Here is a 20573-nt window from a genome sequence, read left to right as displayed (position 1 = left end):
GTTTTTATTATGGCAGATAAAGTAGAGCGTTTAAAAACGTTGATTATTGGTTCGGGACCTGCAGGCTATACTGCAGCTATTTATGCATCTAGGGCAGATTTAAAGCCAGTACTGTATACTGGAATGGAACCTGGTGGACAATTGACCACGACAACAGAGGTGGATAACTTTCCTGGATATCCAGATGGAGTTGATGGACCTACAATGATGATGCAATTACAGAAACAGGCCGAAAGATTTGGTACTGAGGTACGTATTGGTATGGTTACCGCTGTAGATTTTAGTAATGAAGTAGGCGGTATACACAAGGTTACCGTAGACGACAGCAAGCATATAGAAGCGGAAACTGTAATTATTTCAACCGGAGCTACCGCGAAATATTTAGGTATCCCTAGCGAACAAAAACTTCGTGGGGGCGGTGTATCGGCATGTGCAGTATGTGATGGCTTCTTTTATAAAGGGCAGGAAGTAGCAATTGTAGGGGCAGGGGATACTGCTGCTGAGGAAGCTTCTTATTTGGCCAATATTTGTAAAAAAGTTACTATGTTGGTGAGAAGGGACGAAATGCGTGCTTCAAAGGCCATGCAACATAGGGTAAACAGCTTGGACAATATTGAAATTCGTTACAATACGGAAGTGGATACCGTTTTGGGCGATCAGGTAGTGGAAGGTTTACGAATGGTGAACAATGTTACCGGAGAAAAAGAGGACATTGCCATTACCGGATTGTTCATTGCCATAGGGCATAAACCAAATACCGATATTTTTAAGGGACAACTGGAAATGGATGAAACTGGGTATATAATTACCCAAGGTAAAACTACCAAAACTAGTAAGCCTGGTGTTTTTGCAAGTGGTGATGTACAGGATAAGGAATATAGGCAGGCTGTTACAGCTGCCGGAACTGGCTGTATGGCAGCACTTGATGCGGAGCGATATTTGGCAACCATTGAAAGCCATCAAGAAGTTTCGTCTTAAACGGCATTAAAGTAGAAATGCCCAAAATTTATATAATACATGAATTAAGGGCAATTAGAAACGATCTGTACGAGGAACTTAGGTTCCGGGTACAGATCGTTTTTTTAGTCATGGAGTGTAAATTTGTTATATCCCACTGGAAAGTCAGACTAGAATCTCAATCTAGTTTAGACGTTTGTAGTTTTCAGAATTTATTCGGTTCCCATCCGCATCAATAAAAATTTGGCTGTATTTATCCCCCTCCAATTTGAGTTCCATATGCCATTCCATATTTTCATTGGCAACTTTCTTCATGGAAGCGGACATATATTCCAATTTTTCGGTCAAGGTACTGTCTGTGGCTTTATAAGAGCCATAACCAAACCATTCAATGGAATCTGTGGGCACATATCGGGTCCACATTACCTTTCCATTATAAAACATTTTAATTTGACGGTAACCATCTGTAGGAGGTATGGTTTTTACAACATCGTTACCATCGTAATTGTTAAAGCTTACTAATTCCCAAGTACCTTCCAAGGTGTTGGGGTTTTGAATTTTTGTAGATGTAATTTCGGTTGCGGATACCAAAAACAACATCAAGAAAACTATTCCAAGTATTTTTTTCATGGCGATTTCATTTATGAGTTTAGATACTTATAAGTTACGACTTTTTTAGAATATTAACATATGAAACTGAGAATATGTTAAAAAAATCCTTTCAAAAAGAATTAAGTAATAGTAGTTTATAGTCTGTTTTTTGTGATAAAAACTTTGATAAGTAGCGCTATTATTGTATAAATCACATTTCGCTCCCTTGATGTTTGATTTTTATGATTTTTTTATGATTTTTAACTTAGATTAATAAAAACAAACTAATATGATACAAAAACTATTGTTGTTGTGCACCTTCATGCTCACTTGGCATGGCTTTGCGCAAAATGTTACCGGTAACGTGAAAGATGAAAGTGGTATGCCACTTCCTGGGGTTACTGTTTTAATTGTTGGGACCAATACAGGAACCACGACCGATTTTGATGGTAATTTTGCAATCGCAGCCAAGCAGGGCGACCTTGTCCGATTTTCGTATTTGGGAATGAAATCGCAGGATGTTAGGGTTTCAACAAATACTGAATTAAGTATTGTTCTTTCGGAAGATGCCAGTGCATTGGACGAAGTTGTGGTTACAGCCTTTGGTGTGGAGAAGAAACAGAAATCCCTAGGATACTCTGTAACCCAAGTCAACACTGAAGACCTCAATTTAGCGGGACAATCAAATCCCATGGAAAGTTTGCAAGGTAGAGTTGCAGGGGTTCAAATCAATAGAACATCCGGGTCCTCAGGTGGAGGGGTAGATATCTTGATAAGGGGTATTACTTCCGTTAACCCTAGTAGGAGCAATCAGCCTTTAATTGTTGTTGATGGGATTGCATTGAACAATGATACTTTTTCAGGTGAGGTAAGGCCCAGTGCAGGGTCCAATTCAGCCAGCAGTTCCGAACAGTTTGCGTTTTCCAACCGAGCCGGGGATATCAACCCTGAGGACATTGAAAGTTTCAACGTACTTAAAGGAGCGGCCGCAACGGCTTTGTACGGTGTACGTGCATCCAATGGGGCTATTATCATTACTACCAAAAAAGGTAAACAAGGAAAGGCCAAAATTAATTTAACGGCCTCAACCACCTTTAGGGATATACAAACAACCCCTTCCTTACAAACTACCTATAGGGAAGGATTTAGTGGCGCTCCAAGGACACTTTACGATCCAGACTCCGAAACTGGTTTCAATAGAGTTCAAAATGCCACCTCCTTTTATAGCTGGGGACCTAAATATTCTGATGATTCCTATACCTTGTCTAATGGCACAGTGGTGGATCTAACAGGGGATCGTTTTTACAGTCCTTACGATATCTTTAGAACGGGCTTCAACTCCCAAGTAAACTTGAGTATTAGTGGGGCCAATGAAAAATTGGATTATTTCTTTTCCATGGGAAAAGACCAAGAAGATGGCGTACTTCCTAACACGGATTACGGCAAGAATAATTTTAGGTTAAAAGCAGGATATAAGATTTCTGATAAATTGACATTGAATTCCTCTATTGCCTATACTAAATCGGGCGGACGTAGAGCCAATGGAGGGGATAAATCCGTTATGAGTGCCCTTTCCTATTACTCAGGGACCTTTCCAATAAATGATTATATGAATGCCGATGGTACCGAAAGGGATTATTCTTTTGGGATAATTGACAACCCAAGGTATTTAATGGAAACAAGTAGCCTAATTGATGATGTAAATAGATGGATAGGTAATGCTACCCTGAACTGGAGTCCTAAGGAATGGGTAAATGTTACTTACGCTGCCCAAATAGATAATTATTCGGACCAAAGAAATCGATTTGTTGGTGCAGATTTGGATGGAGGTTCCCAGGTTGGTGGATTTGTCTTAAATCAAAATATCAATTTTACCGGTTTGGAATCCAATCTTTTGGTAGCATTTACCAAGGATTGGTCGGACGATTTTACTACGGACCTTACATTGGGACATCAGATCTCCGATACCAAAAGGGATTATGACGAGGCAAGGGGAGAAGGCCTGAACGTTCCTGGAATTAACGAAATAGGAAACACCATTAATTATTTTCTGAATAATAGTGTAACACAACTGCGTAACGTTGGCGCCTTTGGAGAATTAAAATTGGGTTACAAAGACAAATTGTTTTTGACCTTAACAGGTAGAAATGACTGGTTGTCCACCTTGCCCAAAGAAAATAGATCATTCTTTTATCCATCAGCAAGTTTGGCGTATGATGTTTCCGATGTATTTGGAGATAATGATGTCTTTACTTTTGGTAAACTTAGGGCTTCTTGGGCCGAGGTAGGTAAAGGGCCAGGTTTTGGGGATGTTGGACAATATTTTGTGGTAGATGGGGATTTCCCTTTCGGCGGTGCCGGTGGATATAGAAGAAGTACCTTATTGGGAGATTTGGATATAGTTCCGGAACGTAACCAATCCACAGAATTTGGTGCGGATCTTAGATTTATGAAAGATAGGATAAGATTGGATTATGCCTACTACAAAACACGTGTTAAGGATCAAATATTTACCGTTGGAACCGCATATTCTTCCGGACTTTCTGGAATTACAAGGAATGCCGGGGATTACGAGGTATTTGGACATGAATTGTTGGTTAGTGCGGACATCATAAGAAGCAACGATTTTAGATGGGAGTTAATTCTTAACTGGTCTACTAGTGAAGGTAAGGTGTTGGAAATCCCCGATGATATAGAGTCCATTATTTTTGCAGATTCTGGTTTTGCCGGAATTACTTCGGAAATTAGGGCAGGTGATAAAATGGGGAATCTTTACGGATATAAATGGAGGTACGAAAATGGTGAAAGGTATTTGGACGCCAATGGCTTTCCAGAAATCGTATTGGATGAAAGGGTAAAGGTTGGAAACGCCTTTCCAGATTTCATATCTTCCTTGGGCAGTAATTTTAAATGGAAGGGTATTGGATTCAATTTCTTATTGGAATATAAGGAAGGTGGAGACCTTTATGATTCCGGACTTAGAAATTCTATCAGGAACGGTAATCCTTTGAGTACTTTGGTCAGGGATGAAGAAGTGGTCCTGGAGGGGGTAATGGATGATGGAAGTGGAGGTTTTACCACCAACACTACACCAGCCTTGATAGATCAAGATTACTATAGAAATTCAAATGTCTACAATAGGGCCGCAGAAATACTCGTACAGGATGCATCTTGGGTTAAATTGCGTAATGTTAGTTTGACTTACGACATGGATAACAAATTTACCCGCGACCTTAAAATGGAGAAGCTAAGTCTTTCCGTTAGTGCATCCAATATTCTTGTATGGACTCCATTTGATGGTTTCGATCCAGAAGGTAACCAGTACAGTGCTGGTAGTAACGTTTACGGTTTTACAGGACTTAGTGTTCCGTTGAGCCAAAGCTACTCCTTCGGTCTAAATATTTCATTCTAAATATGATAAACATGAAAAACAATATTATAAAAACAGGAATTTTATCACTTCTTTTAGTTGCGCAGATTTCGTGTAGTGATGATTATTTTGATGTAAATACCCCTTCCAATACAGCAACTTTGGAGGAGTTGAGAATGCAGGATTTAATGGCACCGGTAATTCATAGCACCATGGAAGGTCAGCGATCTGCCGAATTGGCCTTTGGAAATTATGTACAGAATTTTGTATCTACCGGAGGAGGAGCTGCAGGACAAACAGAAGCAAGTGGATTGTGGAGTCAGGTTTACCTTTATATTTTGCCTAATCTTAAGGCAATTAAGGAGAAGGCTGCTGAGAACAACGCTACACACATTGGAGCTATCTCGGATATTCTTATTGCCATAAATCTTGGAATAGCTACCGATACTTGGGATAATATACCCTATTCGGATGCTACAGACGGCCCGGATAATAATTTTCCAACCTTTGATACCCAAGAATCGATTTATACGGAAATATTCACGCTCCTAAATTCCGCCATTACTGCGTTGGAAGGTCCAGATAACTCGGGCTTTAATTTGGGAAGCTCGGATCTTATCTACGGGGGTGATTCCGATCAATGGTTAAGGGCGGCCTATACTGTTAAAGCAAGATATCAGTTGCATTTGGTTAACAAAGGTACTGTTACTGCCAGCGAGGTTTTAACTTCCATTGCCAACGGTTTTACTTCAAATGATGATAATTTTCAGATGTCCTACAATGAGAAAAACATCAATCCTTGGTACTCTGCAGAAATTTTGGCTAGGTCTACAGGTAACCTGAGCAACGATATAGCTAGCCAGTTGGTAAGTTCTATGAACGGGGATTATTATCCATTTGAAAGTGGTGCACTTGCCATAGATCCAAGATTGCCCTTGTTTGCCGAAAATGGAGACGAGGCGGAATGGAAAGGTTTTGTGAGTGGAGGTGCCGGTATAGCGCCGGACGGTAGCGATGCCAATACCCGTTTCAAGACCGATGGATATTATACCAGTGTAGATTCTCCTTTATTGTTGATCAGTTATGCCGAAGCCAAATTTATAGAGGCAGAGGCTGCTTTTTTGGCCAACGGAGGAAACACTACAAGTACTGGATCTAGTGCCGAGGCGTACACCGCTTATTTGGAAGGGATTCAAGCCAGTATGGATATGTATGATGTGGATGGTTCCGATTATTTGACCGATGGGGCCATTGCCGTGGGTGAAGCCGGGCTAATGCTACATCATATCATGAAGGAAAAATATATAAATAACTTTTTGAATCCAGAGACTTTTGTGGATTATAGAAGATATGATTTTTCCGATGATGTCTTCACAGGTCTACAAATAAGATTGGAGGAAGCAAGTGATGACAGTGAGTTTGCTGGACAATGGTTCAGAAGGGCCATTTATCCTTCAACCGAGTTGAGCAGAAATGAGGCCAATGTTTTGGCAAACCAACAATCCCCGGTTACGCCAGTGTGGTGGGATAATTAATTTTATACAAGGTAAATGTTAAATAGAGCGGCCATCCACAACGGATGGCCGTTTCGTTTTATTAATAGGAATTAATAATATTACATAATAAAAGGATATCCTCACTGTTGTGATGGGCACTTATTACAATTCTGCTCATAAGGTGGGAATCCTCATCGGGGTAACGAAAACTGGTTACCAAAACATTTTGCCGTTCCAGGTAATCTACAAGCCTTTCATCAGTAAAGCTGAAGGCCGGATGCCCCTCCATAAATTTAAACCTATCCAAATTTTTAATATTGGACTTGAATAAATCAATATTGTTAATTAGAATATCCCTTTTTTCAAGAAAGAGTGTCTTTCCGTCCATTAGGCAGGCCACGGCCGCAGGTGACGCCGGACTTGCCCCTCCAAAAAAAGGAGTGTCCATGAACTGTCCAATTCTCTTTTCAGTTCCAAAAATGGACCCCGCCTGAATCCCGAACCCTTTTCCCAATGAACAGCAAACAATAAGTTCTTTAGGATTTAATTCTATCAACCTTCGAAAAATACCACCACCATCTTCACCTACAATGCCAATTCCGTGTGAATCATCTACCACTAGGATTATCTTTTCCAATGGTAGCGTTCTTAATCCCTCAAAATCGGGATAATTGGCCCCGGAAAAATCAATGGCATCCAAAAACACAACAGGAGTTGTTGTTTCATTAGTTTCCAAATGGGCTCTAACGGCTATATTCAAGGCCGTGAAAGTGATGTATGGTTTCAACTTTGTGGATGGGGTAGGGGAATAGAGGGCAGAATGGGTGTTGGGGGCATAGAACAGTCTATGCTCCTTGGTATCCATAGTTTGCCTAACCAGTTGTCCTGCCAAATAACCGGAGGACAATATGGCGCTGGACTCACACCCCACCAATTGGGATAGGAACTGTTCTGCTTTTTCAAAAACGGAAATTCGTACATTCGATTTTCTGGAAGCTCCATAATTGGTGCCGTATTTCCTGATATTGGATATGAAGATTTCTTGAAAAGCTTCGTCGGTCTGCAACCCCAGATAGGAAGTACCACCAAAATACAAAAATTTCTTTTGGTCCAACTCCAGTTCCCTTCCTGGAAACCCATCGGTATAAATAGTCATCAACGTAAACTTATTCCGCTTCCACCAGAGGTAGGAAAGATTACCTTGCCGTTACCCTCAATGATTACCCCGTCGGCAATATCTTCTTTTAATAACATGGCGCCGTCCATATCCACATAATCCAATTGTGGAATTAGTTGTGCAATGGCCGATATGCCAACAGTGGATTCGGTCATACACCCCACCATTACTTGTAGATTTAATTCCTTGGCCCTTTTGATCATTCGCCGTGCTGGGGTGAGGCCGCCACATTTTGTCAATTTTATGTTGATTCCGTTAAAATGAAGCGCGCATTTCTCAACATCGCTTTCCACTATACAGCTTTCATCCGCAATTACTGGCAGAATGCTTTGGTGCATTACTGCTTCCATTCCTGTCCAATCATCCGCTTTAAGAGGTTGTTCCAAAAACTCAACGCCTAAATCCTTCAATAAAGGGGCGTTGACAATGGTTTCCTCCGCCGTCCATGCACAATTGGCATCTACCCTGAATATGGCATCGGTATGTTTGCGAAGTTCCCTTACTATCTCAACATCTTTATCGGTACCTAGCTTTATTTTGTATATGGGCCAAGGCATTTCTTTCATCTTGGCCACCATTTTTTCAATGGAATCCAAACCAATGGTATAATTGGTTATGGGATAACTACTGTTGTCCGTATTCCATATTTCATACAATGGTTTGCCAAGGATTTTTCCGTACAAATCGTTGGCAGCAAGATCCAATGCGCAGATAGCGAAATTGCTCAATTTCTTGGAAACCAAGAATGCATGGAAGGCCTCCGGCTCCTTGAAATTAAAACCCTCAATTTCTTCCCTGACATTTTCAATCTCCGCCTTCATGGTTTCAAAGGTTATTTTATAGTAGGGGTTGGATGTTGCTTCACCGTAGCCCGTTTTACCATCCCGTTCAAGGGAAACGATCATAGAATCTTGAAAATCATGGGATTCCCTGGAAATACTGAAAGTGTGCTTTAGCGGAAGTACATATTTTTTGATCTTTATTTTCATAACATAATTTATTGAACGAATATAAAGAAAGATGATGTATTGGAAAATGAAAACCCATTGAAATGTCAATGGGTTTTGAATATTTTAGGACAGTGGAATCCTAATTAATACAGGGTCTGACATTTATAATGCGCTGACACTTCCGGAACTCGATTTTTTATGTTCTACCTTCGCACTTCCAGTATAGCGGATGTCTCCGCCGCTACTGGCCTTAGCAATTAACGATTCGGATGCGTTTACCGTAATACCGGCACCACTACTGGCACTGGCACTACATTTGGCAGAGTTCAAGTTTTCGGCTTTTATTCCAGAACCACTACTGGCACTGCTATTGAGTGTTTCTGTTTCTCCGGCCACCCTAATTTGGGCACCGCTGCTGGATTCCGCTATTACATTGTAAGCCTTTAGTTCTTCAATTTGAAGATTGGAACCACTACTGGAGCTCAATTCAATGTTCTCGGCCTCTATAGTGTTTTTAGTAGTCAGGGCGGCACCACTGGAAGTTTCCAAGGCTGTAATTACAGGTAGGGTTACATGGATATTCTTGGTAGCCCTACCAATATTTTCAATGGCATGGATCCGTAAGGTTCCATTTTTGATATCGGTCCCAATTAGGTCTATGATATTTTCATCGGCCTCCACTACAATTTCGAAATCATCGCCTTGGGTAACGTAGGCATCCAAGCCTTCGGAAACTGAAATGGCGGTAAAATCCGAAGTCACCCTTCGGTTGTCTTCTTCCACAATTCCATTTCCTTTCTTGCCAGGTCCAATGTTGATATCGAAACCGCATGAAGAAAATAGGATTGCCAAGATTAGTGTGATGGTAATTCTTGCTAGTGTTGTCATGATTGTTGTTTTTGAGTCTTGTAATGATCTCTCGGGGGACAGAGTATTTCAAGGATTGATTAATGTTACTGTTTAATGGTTTGTTTAAAATTATCAATTAGGTTGCTTTGGCCATATTATAAATTACCGAGTTGTTAAAAGAGCCTACTGAACGGTATCCTCTTTTAAATAGGTACGATTGGTTTCGTTGGTTTTTATCTGTACCCCCTTATCGTCTATTTTAAGTTTAAAATTATCACCGTTGCCCTTTATGTCAATATCCACCCCATCTTCATTAATTATAATTTTGCCATTCTTGTCGTCGTCGACTTCTTCAATTTCAGGACAGTTTTCACATTTCATTTCACCATCCTTATTCATCATCCAGGCATATTTTGTTATTTCACAACCGTTCATATTCCGGTCATTATTCGCCCTGATGATCCAACAGTTTTCTGGAGAACTTCCGAATTCTACTTTGGTCCCCATAGGAAGGTAGAGATATACCCTTACATCTTGGTCTCTAAATTTATTTTCCCTACCGGTTGATAAATAGTCATCCAATAGAATGGTGTTTCCTTGCACCAAATAACTGTAGTTGATCTTGCCTGCTGTCTCTGTTGCATTCTTAAAGGAATTCCCATTGGCGTTTTTCCTCACTTCGATTCGGGCTATGGAATCGTGCGACATTTTTAAGTACATACGAAAATCCCGTGAAATGAGAATTTCTTCCCCATTTTCAGTATAATCCAATACAATCCCATTAATACGCATGTTGTTTTCCTGTTTGTCCCTGTCAGTTGACCTTAAATTTATTTTAACCGGTTCCGAAGGTTGGACAAAAACCAATTCCTTTTCAATGGCCACATTACCTGAGTAGGCATGGGCAGCTGCTTGGTGTATGCCAAAAACGGTCAATAATATTATAGAGATCAACCACAACCCCAGTAGCGTAAATTTTACAACATTGCCGATGGATTTTAAATTGTTCACCAAAATCTTTAGGCCTAGGTACATTAGGAAGAAAAAGGGAATTCCAATTGCGAAAAATGCCAGAATTGAAACCACCCATACCGGAGTATTGGTGGAGTTGACTAGATTATAAAAATCTACACCTGGTAAGTGTATTATATCCAATATACCTACAGTAAAAAGACCTACCAATAGGGCAACTATTCCCGCAGCCCCAATAATTATCAAGATTATTCCTATGAATTTGCCAATGATCTTAAAGAAGAACATGATAATATCGGCAATGGCATTGAAGAAACCGCGGCTACCATCCTTTACCTTATTTCCCACTTTTTCATAGTCTACATTTTTGACCTTTTCCGCTACATCGTCAAAACTTTCCTTTACTTTTTTTTCGATATTGCTGATGTTAACGGCCTCACCGCGCATATCCAGCTTCTGGGCCGTAGTTACGGCCTCCGGAATTAAGATCCATAGGAGAATATAGATAAATACAAATCCTCCCCAGCTAAATATGGTAAGCAGAATCCATATAAGTCTAACCCAGAGGGCATCTATTCCAAAATAATGTCCTAGACCGGCAGACACACCCCCAATATATTTATTGTCTATGTCCCTGTATAATTTTCTTACCCTAGTTGATTTTTTTGTTGATTGTGGTTGGTCTTCAAAAATGTCCTCGTCAACCATGTAATCTTCGGGTTGTCCCATGATCCCTATAACCTCGTCCACTTCCTTCTCGGTAATTACCTGTCTTTCGTTTTCCATTTTTTCATGGAAAAGTTCGGCTATTCTGGCCTCTATATCGGCTATGATCTCTTCGCTACCATTGGTGTTGGCAAAGGAACGTTTTATGGCCTCTAAGTAACGTTGCAATTTAGTGTAGGCTTGTTCATCTATGTGAAAGAATAAATTGGCCAGATTTATATTTATTGTCTTGTTCATTTTTTAACTTTTTTTTGTTTTGGTAACAAGGTTCGTTGCATTTCTAAGTTCATCCCAAGTGCTGTCCAATTCCTTTAGGAATAGTTTTCCAGTTTCTGTTAATGTGTAATATTTTCTTGGGGGACCTGAAGTGGATTCTTCCCAACGATAGTTGAGCAATCCTGCATTTTTTAATCTTGTAAGCAAGGGATAAATGGTACCCTCTACTACTAGCATTTTAGCATCCTTTAAGGTGTCCAGGATTTCGGAGGTATACTTGTCCTCTCCATTGAGAATGGAAAGTATGCAGTACTCCAAAACGCCCTTGCGCATTTGTGCTTTTGTGTTTTCAATATTCATAATTACATGATTATAATAATTTTACTGTTCGTTTTTTGATGATCGCATTGCAGCTTTTTGATATTAATTGATGAATAAACTCTCGAATTAGTGTGATGAGTACTAATTGTATTAATCCTTATTTAATAAATGGTATGCTAATCGGGTACTGAAAATCCAGTCCTTCACTAGTACGAATGGTGGCCAATATGGTATAGACTATATTTACAAGGAAGAGTCCCAACTGTGCAGCTCCTGCTACTCCCAGTGGCCAAAGCAATTTGCCCAGATGGAAGGATTGAAAATCGAAATTTAGGCCGTTGAATTCGTTAAAATTGGCAAAGTTAAAATCTGCCAAATGAAAAATTTCCGGTATAATCCCTATTACAAAAGGAACAGTGAATATGCCTAGGATAACAGAGTATAATAATAGACTGATTTGAAAATTCAGGGCACGTTTACCATTTTGGTCTACGAAGCTAAGATCCTTTTTATTGGCTGTCCAAAGAATTAATGGAAGAAGGAAATTCCCAAAAGGTATAAAATACTTGGAAAAGGTGGAGGCATGTATTATGGCCGCCAAATTTTTTTCGTGTTTGCTCAGTGTTTCGGTCATTGTTGTATGATTAGTGTTACCATTACGTACTATCTCAATTTTATTATAGGCTTAGGATAAAACAGTTTTCGGTTGCATCCAAAACTATTTTTAAGGGTTAATGCAGACTATTTTTACAGACTGATCTTATTAAGCCTAATAACTTCTTATGCAAATATATATCTAAAAGAAGGTACTATGCAAAACAAAGTACTAAAAATTAACAATTTATTAACAATTGTCGATTCATACATTTTATATACTTTTGATACACATTAAACAACAGCTATGGCTTCCGATGCAAGTAAAATTAACATGTTCAGCTTCTTTAAACTCCCTGCTGTATGGTGGACAGGAGTGCGTTTAAGATATATTGATGAAAAAAAGGCCGTAGTGACCGTAAGACATAGATGGATAAATCAAAATCCGTTCAAATCCTTGTTTTGGGCCGTTCAAGGGATGGCCGCTGAGCTTACCACAGGTGCTATGGTCATGAATCAGATTAGAAAGAGCGGAAAGAATATTTCTATGCTGGTGGCCAATAACAATGCTAATTTTTCAAAAAAAGCGACAGGTAAAATTACCTTTACTTGTGAGGAGGGTCATCTTATAGCGGACGCCATTAAAAAAACCATTGAAACGGGCGAGGGGCAGACCATATGGATGAAATCGGTCGGCGTCAACGAGGAAGGTATTGTAGTTTCTACCTTTAATTTTGAATGGACCCTTAAGGTTAAGGCTTAATGATTTAATGTGCTAATCTACCAATGAATCAATGTACTAATGGATCAATTTGCCAGTGAGGCTATGTAGCAATATACTTATGGAACGTTGTAACAAAATGGTTGTTTTTGGTACTTATGGTCTGAAAAAAAAATCAAAATATTAAAGTTATAGTATGAACGCACACGAAATAGACTATGTAATTTACGGGGAGGAAATGCAATATGTGGAAATAGAATTGGATCCACAAGAAGCCGTTGTAGCCGAGGCAGGAAGTTTTATGATGATGGATTCCGATATTAAAATGGATACCATTTTTGGTGATGGTTCCAATCAGGATACGGGAGTCCTAGGAAAATTATTCTCGGCAGGAAAACGATTGCTAACGGGCGAAAGTCTATTTATGACGGCATTTTTAAACATAGGAAATGGTAAAAAGCAGGTAAGCTTTGCCTCGCCTTATCCCGGAAAAATTATTCCGATAGACCTTAGTGAATTTCAGGGGAAATTCATTTGTCAGAAGGATGCTTTTTTGTGTGCGGCAAAAGGTGTTTCCGTGGGAATTGAATTTTCAAAGAGATTGGGTCGAGGACTATTTGGAGGGGAAGGATTTATCATGCAAAAATTGGAGGGAGACGGAATGGCCTTTGTGCATGCGGGAGGAACTACGGCGAAAAAGGTACTAGGTCCTGGAGAAACCTTAAAAGTGGATACAGGCTGTATCATAGGCTTTACCAAGGAGGTGGACTATGATATTGAATTTATAGGGGGAATCAAAAACACCATCTTTGGGGGAGAAGGGCTTTTTTATGCCACCCTCCGTGGACCCGGTACCGTGTATATTCAATCACTACCCTTTAGCAGATTGGCGGGTAGGGTCTTGGCGTCCATTCCGCGAGGAGGAAAAGACAAGGGTGAAGGAAGTATTTTAGGCGGCTTGGGTGATCTATTGGACGGGGATAACCGATTTTAATTTAACCAAGAACCTCTAATAGTTATCTTTAATCACATAAACCGACTAATGAATTTTAAATCCCTTTTTCAATTTCTAACTGAGCTTAACCGGAACAATTCCAAGGAATGGATGGATGGAAACCGAAAATGGTACAAGGAGGTAAGGGATGATTATATAGAATGGTTGAATGAATTGGATGTGGCACTTGGGGCTGTTGACAACGAATATTACAGCACACCGGGGAAGAAGGGAATAAATAGAATTAATAATAATCTGATGTTCCACCCCAACAAACCTATCTATAAGGACCATTTTGGAGCAGGGTTGGACAAGGCGCCCAATACGGCCGATTTTTATATTGAGATAGGTCTTGGCAAGTCCATGTTGGCCGGCGGATTTTGGAGACCAGATCCCAAAACCTTGCGCAGTATTCGCGAAGCTATTGACTACGACGGAGAAGAGTTTAAAAAGATTCTGAATAAAAAATCCTTTAAGGACACTTTTGGGGAATTGGTGGTGGATGAGACACTAAAGAATGCTCCCAAAGGATTTTCTAAAGATCATCCGCATGTGGAATTGTTACGGCATAAAACCTTCGCCGTTATGCATCCCCTTTCACAAAAGGAAATATTAGAAGATGATTTTAAGGAGAAAATACTCTCTGTTTATATGGAAATGCTCCCCTTTAGGAGGTATTTGAACAATGCGGTTACGGTATAAGGTAGGTTTATATCTTACCTCAAGTAAATATAAATTCTTTTGGCGCCATCCATCTTAATTTTTGCCGTTTCCCAGGGTCTAAAAATGCCTAGATTTGTATGAAAACATGAACTTCCCATAAATGAACAACAAAAAAGTAAGAAACATAAAAAAGGAGTTGTTGTCCGATAACTGGTATAAACTTGAAAAGTTAACCTTTGAATATCAGAGGGATGACGGTAGCTGGGAGACCCAATCCCGAGAGGCCTATGATCGGGGAAACGGTGCTGCCATTTTACTGTACAACAAAAAGAACAAAACGGTTATACTTACCAGACAGTTTCGGATGCCTACCTATATAAATGGCAATGACTCCGGGATGATGATAGAAGTTTGTGCCGGACTCCTGGATGGTGACCATCCTGAAGACTGTATAAAAAAAGAAACCGAGGAAGAAACCGGTTATAAATTGGAAAAAGTAGAGAAAGTTTTTGAGTCCTATATGTCGCCCGGCTCGGTTACCGAGATCCTTTATTTCTTTATTGGGTCATATGAAGAAAAAATGAAGATAGGCGATGGGGGAGGGGCCGAGGAGGAGACAGAAAATATTGAAGTCTTGGAGTTGGACTTTGAAAAAGCTATGGAAATGATACATACAGGTGAAATAAAAGATGCCAAGACCATAATGTTACTGCAATACGCTAAAATTAATGGGTTATTTTCCATCAACTAAAGCGACCAACCCATTATGGAAACTATTCATAGAATTGCCTTTGGTGGTGGCTGCCACTGGTGTACCGAAGCCGTCTATAACTCTTTAAAGGGGATAATAAGTGTGGAACAGGGTTTTGTAGCTTCCGAGGGGGAGGAGTCTTCCTTTTCCGAAGCTGTAATTGTTCGTTATGATCCCATTAACATAAGTCTGGAAGATTTAATTTTGATACACCTTTACACCCATAAATCTACTTCCAACCATAGCATGCGTAAAAAATATCGCTCTGCCATTTATACTTTTGAAACTGTGGATGCTGAAAGGTGCGCCTTGGCACTACAAAAATTTCAAGAGAATTTTAAAAGTCCCTTAATAACCAAAGTCCTGCCGTTCAAAGAATTTAAAATTTCCGATAAGGCGTTTCAAAATTATTACTTCAAAAATCCATACAAGCCGTTTTGCACAACACATATTGCCCCAAAGCTTAAGTTGTTATTGTTGAAATTTGCGGACCAGGTAGATCATGTCAAGGTCTTGGATCAATAATTGTCCCTGATCATTTCAAAAATAGACTCCATATGCTGTTTTACTTCACTATTGCTTTTGGTAAAATGGTTGTTCATAAAACTAAATATTAAAGTTTTTCCAGACCGCGTTATTAGATATCCACTAAGGCAATAATTATTGCCAAGTGATCCGGTTTTGGCGTAAATATAGGGGCGGTCATCACCATTAAACCTTCCCTTTAAAGTCCCGCTGAGGCCTCCAACGGGGAAAAAATTGAACAAGCGTTCCCTTGGTATTTCTTGGTACATTTTATTTAATACATAGACCATAGTTCCAGGAGTAAACAAATTATATCGGGAAAGTCCGGAACCATCTACCCATCTTGGTGGTTGCTCAAGTTCCTGTAAATAATTGTCCAATATATAATTTCTGGCTTTTGCACTGTTCAGGGTATCCGAAAGGGTAGAGGAGCTTAAGATTAATAATTGTTCCGCGAGAAAATTATCACTCACTTCCATCATTCTTTTATATAGGGAATCTGAAGCAACACTGTACAATATTTGTTTTTCGTCATTCGGCATTTTCTGTACAACATTCACCTTTTTAAGGAGGGCTTCTTCGAGGAGGCTTTTTGTCAGGGTGCTGTCTATCATAAACGGACTCTCCAAGGTATCCCTTCTCTGAGGATCATAATAAAAGGTATTGCTGTACAATTCCCGATTTACCCCATAACTAATCGGCACAACTTGGTTTTTAAAATAGGTAGGGCTTACTGCCAAACTATCATTATTGGTAATGGTTACAACATTGCCGTATAAGGGTAAACCATTTCTTTCAGGACTAAAATATAAGTCATAATCCTCCCAGGCCCAACCTGGACCATACCTGCTTTCCTCAAAATTATTTAGATAAAGGGATACGTTCTTATAGTTCATGGCAAATTTTATTGCGGTACTGTCACCAAAATAAGGATGCAACAAAGTTGGGTCACCAGTACCTTCCATATAGAGGGTATCATTTTTAACAATATATTTTAGGGAAGGGATCTTTTCTGGCAGGGTTTTAAGGGAAGTATACAATGTAATTATCTTGGTATTACTTGCCGGAGTAAAATATTTTTGGCTATTATGGCTATACACGGTATCCTTTTTTACAGGATCATAAATTAATATACCCTGAAAGTAATTATTGGTTGTTCGAGAGCTTATCTTTTGGTTAATGGTCTTGTTTAGTTTACTGTTATTCAGTGTTTTGCACCCTATTAAACTTATTGAGGCCCCAACCAAAATCAGTTGTCCAAGAGTCCTTTTTTTATTTAAAAAAAGCTGTTGAAAATGTACGTTCATCGACTTTAACATCATTTTATCTATTATTTAACGGAAAGACGGCAATAATATATACCTTTTATTGGTTATCTTAGTCCAAGCAACCTAAAATTATTTTGAAATATGGCAAGAGCTATGTTAGAGTACACCAAAACCGTACTGCAAAAGGTTAGTTTTGATACAAAGTTATTTTGCAAAGAACTAGAAAAAGCAGTGACTAGACTATTACCATTTGAAATAGAAGAATTAAAACTCTGGTTAAAGCAATTTATTAATGACAAACCAGAACTACAACAAAGCCTTCTTTATTTGAAAGCATAGATATAAGCCACCTTCATATATAAGGTGGTTTTTTTTGCTTATGAATTTTTGGGCAACTTTGTTTTTTTAAGACTTCTTTAACTTTAAAAACAACTATTTAGGCTAATTCAACCGTATATAATGGCGGACCCCCAATATTATATATAATGAAGCAATTAACCTACCTATGTATCCTATTCCTTCTAAGTTGTGGGAAGGATGAGGATACCTTACCCTTAATTACAAATGAACTTTTAGGAAAATGGCAATTGGAAGCCACCAAAATCAGCCCTGGCGATATTGTTGAAAATTGGACCACAGTAATGAACGGACCAATATTTGAATTTAAGTCCAATGGTTCCTATACCCACAATGAAAAGGCTTGTGGTGGGATTGTAAATGGAATTTACAGTACAAATGAAAGTGTATTGACTTTACGATATCATTGTGAAAACAATGCCATAGAGACCAATTTTAATATGAGCTTTTCTGAAGGACGACTTATTTTGTCCAATGTTGGCTGTATTGAAGAGTGTTCCTATAAATATCGAAAAATGGAATAATTATTTGTTCAACGGACTTATAATTTTTACATCCTGAAAAGCAATGGCACCTCTTACTACACTGGCAATAACGTCATATAATGCCTCTGTAATTTGTATTTTGAGCTCGCTTTTGTGGTAAATTAGACTTACTTCCCGTGCAGGAGACGGATTTTTAAAGAATTTAAGGTTCTGTTTCTTTTTATCATCCAGTTCAATAGTGTTCAGGAAAGGTAGGAGGGTCATGCCCAATCCTTCATTGGAAAGGTTGATCAATGTTTCAAAACTACCGCTTTGCAATTGAAAATGCTCTTCCTGATAGTTTTTTGAGGCGTTGCACAAGTTTATTACTCCATCCCTAAAACAATGCCCGTCCCGTAATAGCAGCACATCCGAAATTTCCAAATCTTCGGGTACCAATTCAGATGTTTGTCCCAGTCTATGATTGGGAGGTACATACCCCACAAATGGTTCGTAATATAGCGGGCGTTCCTTAATAAATTCTATTTCCAACGGCGTTGCGGCAATAGCGGCGTCTATATGCCCATCTTGCAGGTTACGGATCAGATTTTCCGTGTTTTGCTCCTTAATGATCAGGTTTACCTTGGGGTATTTTTTTATGAAGGTCCTCAGGAACATGGGCAATAAGGTGGGCATAATGGTAGGGATGATTCCAAGGGTAAATTCACCGCCTATAAAACCCTTTTCCTGATCCACAATATCTTTTATACGGTTGGCCTCATTGACAATATTTTTTGCTTGGGCCACTATTTTGGCGCCCACTTCTGTTATGGTAATGGGCTTTTTGCCTCTGTCGAAAATTAATATGTCCAGCTCGTCTTCCAATTTTTGGACCTGCATACTCAAAGTAGGTTGGGTAACAAAGCTCTTTTCGGCCGCTAAGGTAAAATTTTGGTACTCGGCAACGGCTAGTACATATTGCAATTGTGTAATGGTCATGAAGTATTATTTAAAGTCATAAAATTAGGAAAACTATTATCAAAACCTAAGCAGATCTACCCTTACTTATAAATTCTTTTTACCGGCCCATTTTTCCAAATTATGGTTGTTAGGTCAGTAACTTATTATCATGGGGCTTTCAATCTATAATAATGTTCTCAGCTTCAATTTTTTTGTTATTGATAAAATCGTAGAGTGTCAGTTTTCTCAACGTATAGTAATCCGTCCAGAAATTTTGTAAGGAATTGAGGTATTCCAGTTCTGCCTTGTCTTTTTCCTGTTGCGCCAGATTTAGGTCCGTAATTGTAATTTTTCCCAGTATATATCTTTCTTTAGTAATTTGATAGCGTTTTATGGCAATCTCTTTTGCTTTTTCCGAAGTTGCCAGAAAATCCCTTTTGCTGGACCAGTTTAATATATGCAGGTAAATTTCCTGTTCAAAGGCTTGTTGTTCTTGTTCAATATTTGTTTCTACCAGACCAAGATCGGCCTCGCCCATTTTTCTTTTGGATTTGGATACGCCCCAATCGAAAATGGGAATACCTAGGGATACGGATACATTCTGTTGTCTATCAAAATCTTGGAACAGATCGTCATATTCATCTGCACGTTTGTTTAGCCCAAAATTGGCATTGACATTAATTTCCAACCTATTGGTACCCTTTATTTGGGCAAGGTTTCTTTCCGCTTCCAAACGTCTCCTTCTAAACTCTATAACGGATTTTCGGTTGTTGGTAGCCTCATCCAGGGCGGTTTCTACGCTAACCTCAAAATCTACCAATTTCTCCGGTATAAAAAGTTCTATATCCTCTGTTTCCAGTTCCAGATAGCGGGCCAAATTTTGGGAAGTTCTTTTAAGGGAGATGGTATTGGTAGTAACTTCATTTTGTGAATTTAGATGTCCGAGTTCCATTTGCAGCAATTCGTTCTCTGCTATTTTTCCAATTTCAAACCTTCCCTTGGCAATCTGCAATAAGGTATCTTGTGTTGCCAAATTATTTTGGGAATTTCTTAATCTCATTTGTGCGGTTAAAAGACTAAAATAACGTTGGCAACTACTTAAGGAAATATCTTCCATTCGTTCTATGAATTCGCGTTTGGATTCCTCATACCTTAACGGTTCTATTTGCCTGTCCCATTTGTACGGATTAAAGAATAGGGAATTCTGATAGTAATTTATGGAGAATGGTGTTAGGGAGTAATTACTGGATTCAATGTCACCATAACGATCCACTCTTTGTAATCGGGAAATTAAGGAAAAGTCTCCCCCTGTAAATGGTACTTGCTGGGTGATGGCAAGTTGCCCATCAATTCTAGATTGATTTTGATTTACGAAAATATCCTGGCCCTCGTCGTTGGTAATCCTTTGAATGGAATTGGAGTAATCCGGAACAGTAGCAATTAATCTAAACTGGGGCAAAAATTCGGCCATATAGGTCCTGTACCTCCAATAGCTACCTTGGGATTGGTTTAGGACGGCTTGGTATTCCGGGGAGTTTTTTTTCGCCATTTCTATGGCTTCGGTTAGTGTTAGCTTTTTGGACTGTCCCAGGACAAAAAGATTTGAACATAGGAATAACAACACAATACATTTTTTCATTTTGGACTATTT

Annotated in this window: 20 protein-coding genes; 10 read left to right on the top strand and 10 right to left on the bottom strand. The window is 39.2% G+C overall.

The window, feature by feature from the left end; genetic code table 11:
- Positions 1–9 precede the first annotated feature (9 nt).
- Positions 10–978, top strand: a complete 969-nt coding sequence (gene trxB / locus BUA60_RS11025; protein ID WP_072861838.1) for a thioredoxin-disulfide reductase — start codon at positions 10–12, stop codon at positions 976–978.
- A gap of 162 nt (positions 979–1140) precedes the next feature.
- Here the strand turns inward: trxB and BUA60_RS11020 are convergent, their stop codons facing one another.
- Positions 1141–1587, bottom strand: coding sequence for a hypothetical protein (locus tag BUA60_RS11020; protein WP_072861837.1), 447 nt, complete (start codon positions 1585–1587; stop codon positions 1141–1143).
- A 250-nt stretch (positions 1588–1837) separates the two neighbouring features.
- On the opposite strand from BUA60_RS11020, the gene BUA60_RS11015 reads away from it, so the two are divergent.
- Together BUA60_RS11015 and BUA60_RS11010 are read left to right on the top strand one after the other, a co-directional pair.
- On the top strand, positions 1838–4960 hold the full coding sequence (locus BUA60_RS11015) for a SusC/RagA family TonB-linked outer membrane protein (RefSeq protein WP_072861836.1): 3123 nt from the start codon (positions 1838–1840) through the stop codon (positions 4958–4960).
- Positions 4961–4971: 11 nt separating this feature from the next.
- Positions 4972–6453 carry a SusD/RagB family nutrient-binding outer membrane lipoprotein gene (locus BUA60_RS11010; RefSeq protein WP_072862063.1) on the top strand — a complete coding sequence of 494 codons (1482 nt, stop codon included), beginning with the start codon at positions 4972–4974 and terminating at the stop codon, positions 6451–6453.
- 61 nt (positions 6454–6514) lie between these two features.
- Here BUA60_RS11010 and BUA60_RS11005 read toward each other — a convergent pair whose 3' ends face one another.
- The 6 genes from BUA60_RS11005 to BUA60_RS10980 all read right to left on the bottom strand — a co-directional run bounded on the left by BUA60_RS11005 (position 6515) and on the right by BUA60_RS10980 (position 12259).
- The gene (locus tag BUA60_RS11005) at positions 6515–7570 is read right to left on the bottom strand and encodes a PLP-dependent aminotransferase family protein (protein ID WP_072861835.1); all 1056 of its coding nucleotides are present in this window, start codon (positions 7568–7570) and stop codon (positions 6515–6517) included.
- Complete coding sequence (locus BUA60_RS11000; RefSeq protein WP_072861834.1) at positions 7570–8580, bottom strand: dipeptide epimerase; 1011 nt, start codon at positions 8578–8580, stop codon at positions 7570–7572. Before BUA60_RS11000 ends, BUA60_RS11005 begins: the two co-directional genes overlap by 1 nt.
- Positions 8581–8703: 123 nt before the next feature.
- Complete coding sequence (locus BUA60_RS10995; protein WP_072861833.1) at positions 8704–9429, bottom strand: head GIN domain-containing protein; 726 nt, start codon at positions 9427–9429, stop codon at positions 8704–8706.
- A gap of 144 nt (positions 9430–9573) precedes the next feature.
- Positions 9574–11325, bottom strand: coding sequence for a PspC domain-containing protein (locus BUA60_RS10990; protein ID WP_072861832.1), 1752 nt, complete (start codon positions 11323–11325; stop codon positions 9574–9576).
- Between the two features lie 3 nt (positions 11326–11328).
- Complete coding sequence (locus tag BUA60_RS10985) at positions 11329–11664, bottom strand: PadR family transcriptional regulator (RefSeq protein WP_072861831.1); 336 nt, start codon at positions 11662–11664, stop codon at positions 11329–11331.
- Positions 11665–11782: 118 nt separating this feature from the next.
- On the bottom strand, positions 11783–12259 hold the full coding sequence (locus tag BUA60_RS10980) for a DUF4870 domain-containing protein (RefSeq protein WP_072861830.1): 477 nt from the start codon (positions 12257–12259) through the stop codon (positions 11783–11785).
- A 267-nt stretch (positions 12260–12526) separates the two neighbouring features.
- Here BUA60_RS10980 and BUA60_RS10975 point away from each other — a divergent pair, with 267 nt between their 5' ends.
- The 5 genes from BUA60_RS10975 (at position 12527) to BUA60_RS10955 (ending at position 15873) form a co-directional block, all read left to right on the top strand.
- Positions 12527–12982 (top strand): DUF4442 domain-containing protein, encoded by a 456-nt coding sequence (locus BUA60_RS10975; protein ID WP_072861829.1) that lies wholly within the window; start codon positions 12527–12529, stop codon positions 12980–12982.
- 154 nt (positions 12983–13136) lie between these two features.
- The gene (locus BUA60_RS10970; RefSeq protein WP_072861828.1) at positions 13137–13934 is read left to right on the top strand and encodes a TIGR00266 family protein; all 798 of its coding nucleotides are present in this window, start codon (positions 13137–13139) and stop codon (positions 13932–13934) included.
- Positions 13935–13982: 48 nt separating this feature from the next.
- The gene (locus BUA60_RS10965) at positions 13983–14636 is read left to right on the top strand and encodes a DUF2461 domain-containing protein (protein WP_072861827.1); all 654 of its coding nucleotides are present in this window, start codon (positions 13983–13985) and stop codon (positions 14634–14636) included.
- 121 nt (positions 14637–14757) lie between these two features.
- Complete coding sequence (gene nudK / locus BUA60_RS10960; RefSeq protein WP_072861826.1) at positions 14758–15348, top strand: GDP-mannose pyrophosphatase NudK; 591 nt, start codon at positions 14758–14760, stop codon at positions 15346–15348.
- Between the two features lie 15 nt (positions 15349–15363).
- Positions 15364–15873, top strand: coding sequence for a peptide-methionine (S)-S-oxide reductase (locus BUA60_RS10955; protein WP_072861825.1), 510 nt, complete (start codon positions 15364–15366; stop codon positions 15871–15873).
- Here BUA60_RS10955 and BUA60_RS10950 read toward each other — a convergent pair.
- Positions 15867–17195: a D-alanyl-D-alanine carboxypeptidase/D-alanyl-D-alanine-endopeptidase gene (locus BUA60_RS10950; protein WP_245802531.1), complete on the bottom strand. Its 1329-nt coding sequence runs from the start codon at positions 17193–17195 to the stop codon at positions 15867–15869. The genes BUA60_RS10955 and BUA60_RS10950 overlap by 7 nt on opposite strands.
- 87 nt (positions 17196–17282) lie before the next feature.
- Between BUA60_RS10950 and BUA60_RS10945 the strand changes: the two genes are divergently transcribed.
- Positions 17283–17480, top strand: a complete 198-nt coding sequence (locus BUA60_RS10945; protein WP_031443636.1) for a hypothetical protein — start codon at positions 17283–17285, stop codon at positions 17478–17480.
- Between the two features lie 146 nt (positions 17481–17626).
- Positions 17627–18022: a lipocalin family protein gene (locus BUA60_RS10940; RefSeq protein ID WP_072861824.1), complete on the top strand. Its 396-nt coding sequence runs from the start codon at positions 17627–17629 to the stop codon at positions 18020–18022.
- Here BUA60_RS10940 and BUA60_RS10935 read toward each other — a convergent pair whose 3' ends face one another.
- Together BUA60_RS10935 and BUA60_RS10930 are read right to left on the bottom strand one after the other, a co-directional pair.
- Positions 18023–18961, bottom strand: coding sequence for a LysR substrate-binding domain-containing protein (locus BUA60_RS10935; RefSeq protein ID WP_072861823.1), 939 nt, complete (start codon positions 18959–18961; stop codon positions 18023–18025). It lies immediately after the preceding gene.
- 139 nt (positions 18962–19100) lie between these two features.
- Positions 19101–20561 carry a TolC family protein gene (locus tag BUA60_RS10930; RefSeq protein ID WP_072861822.1) on the bottom strand — a complete coding sequence of 487 codons (1461 nt, stop codon included), beginning with the start codon at positions 20559–20561 and terminating at the stop codon, positions 19101–19103.
- Between the last annotated feature and the right edge of the window lie 12 nt (positions 20562–20573).

Source organism: Arenibacter palladensis (genome assembly GCF_900129275.1).
Classification (GTDB): Bacteria; Bacteroidota; Bacteroidia; order Flavobacteriales; family Flavobacteriaceae; genus Arenibacter; species Arenibacter palladensis.
The sequence above is the reverse complement of the archived record's forward strand: the minus strand, read 5'-3'. Positions and strand labels throughout refer to the sequence as shown.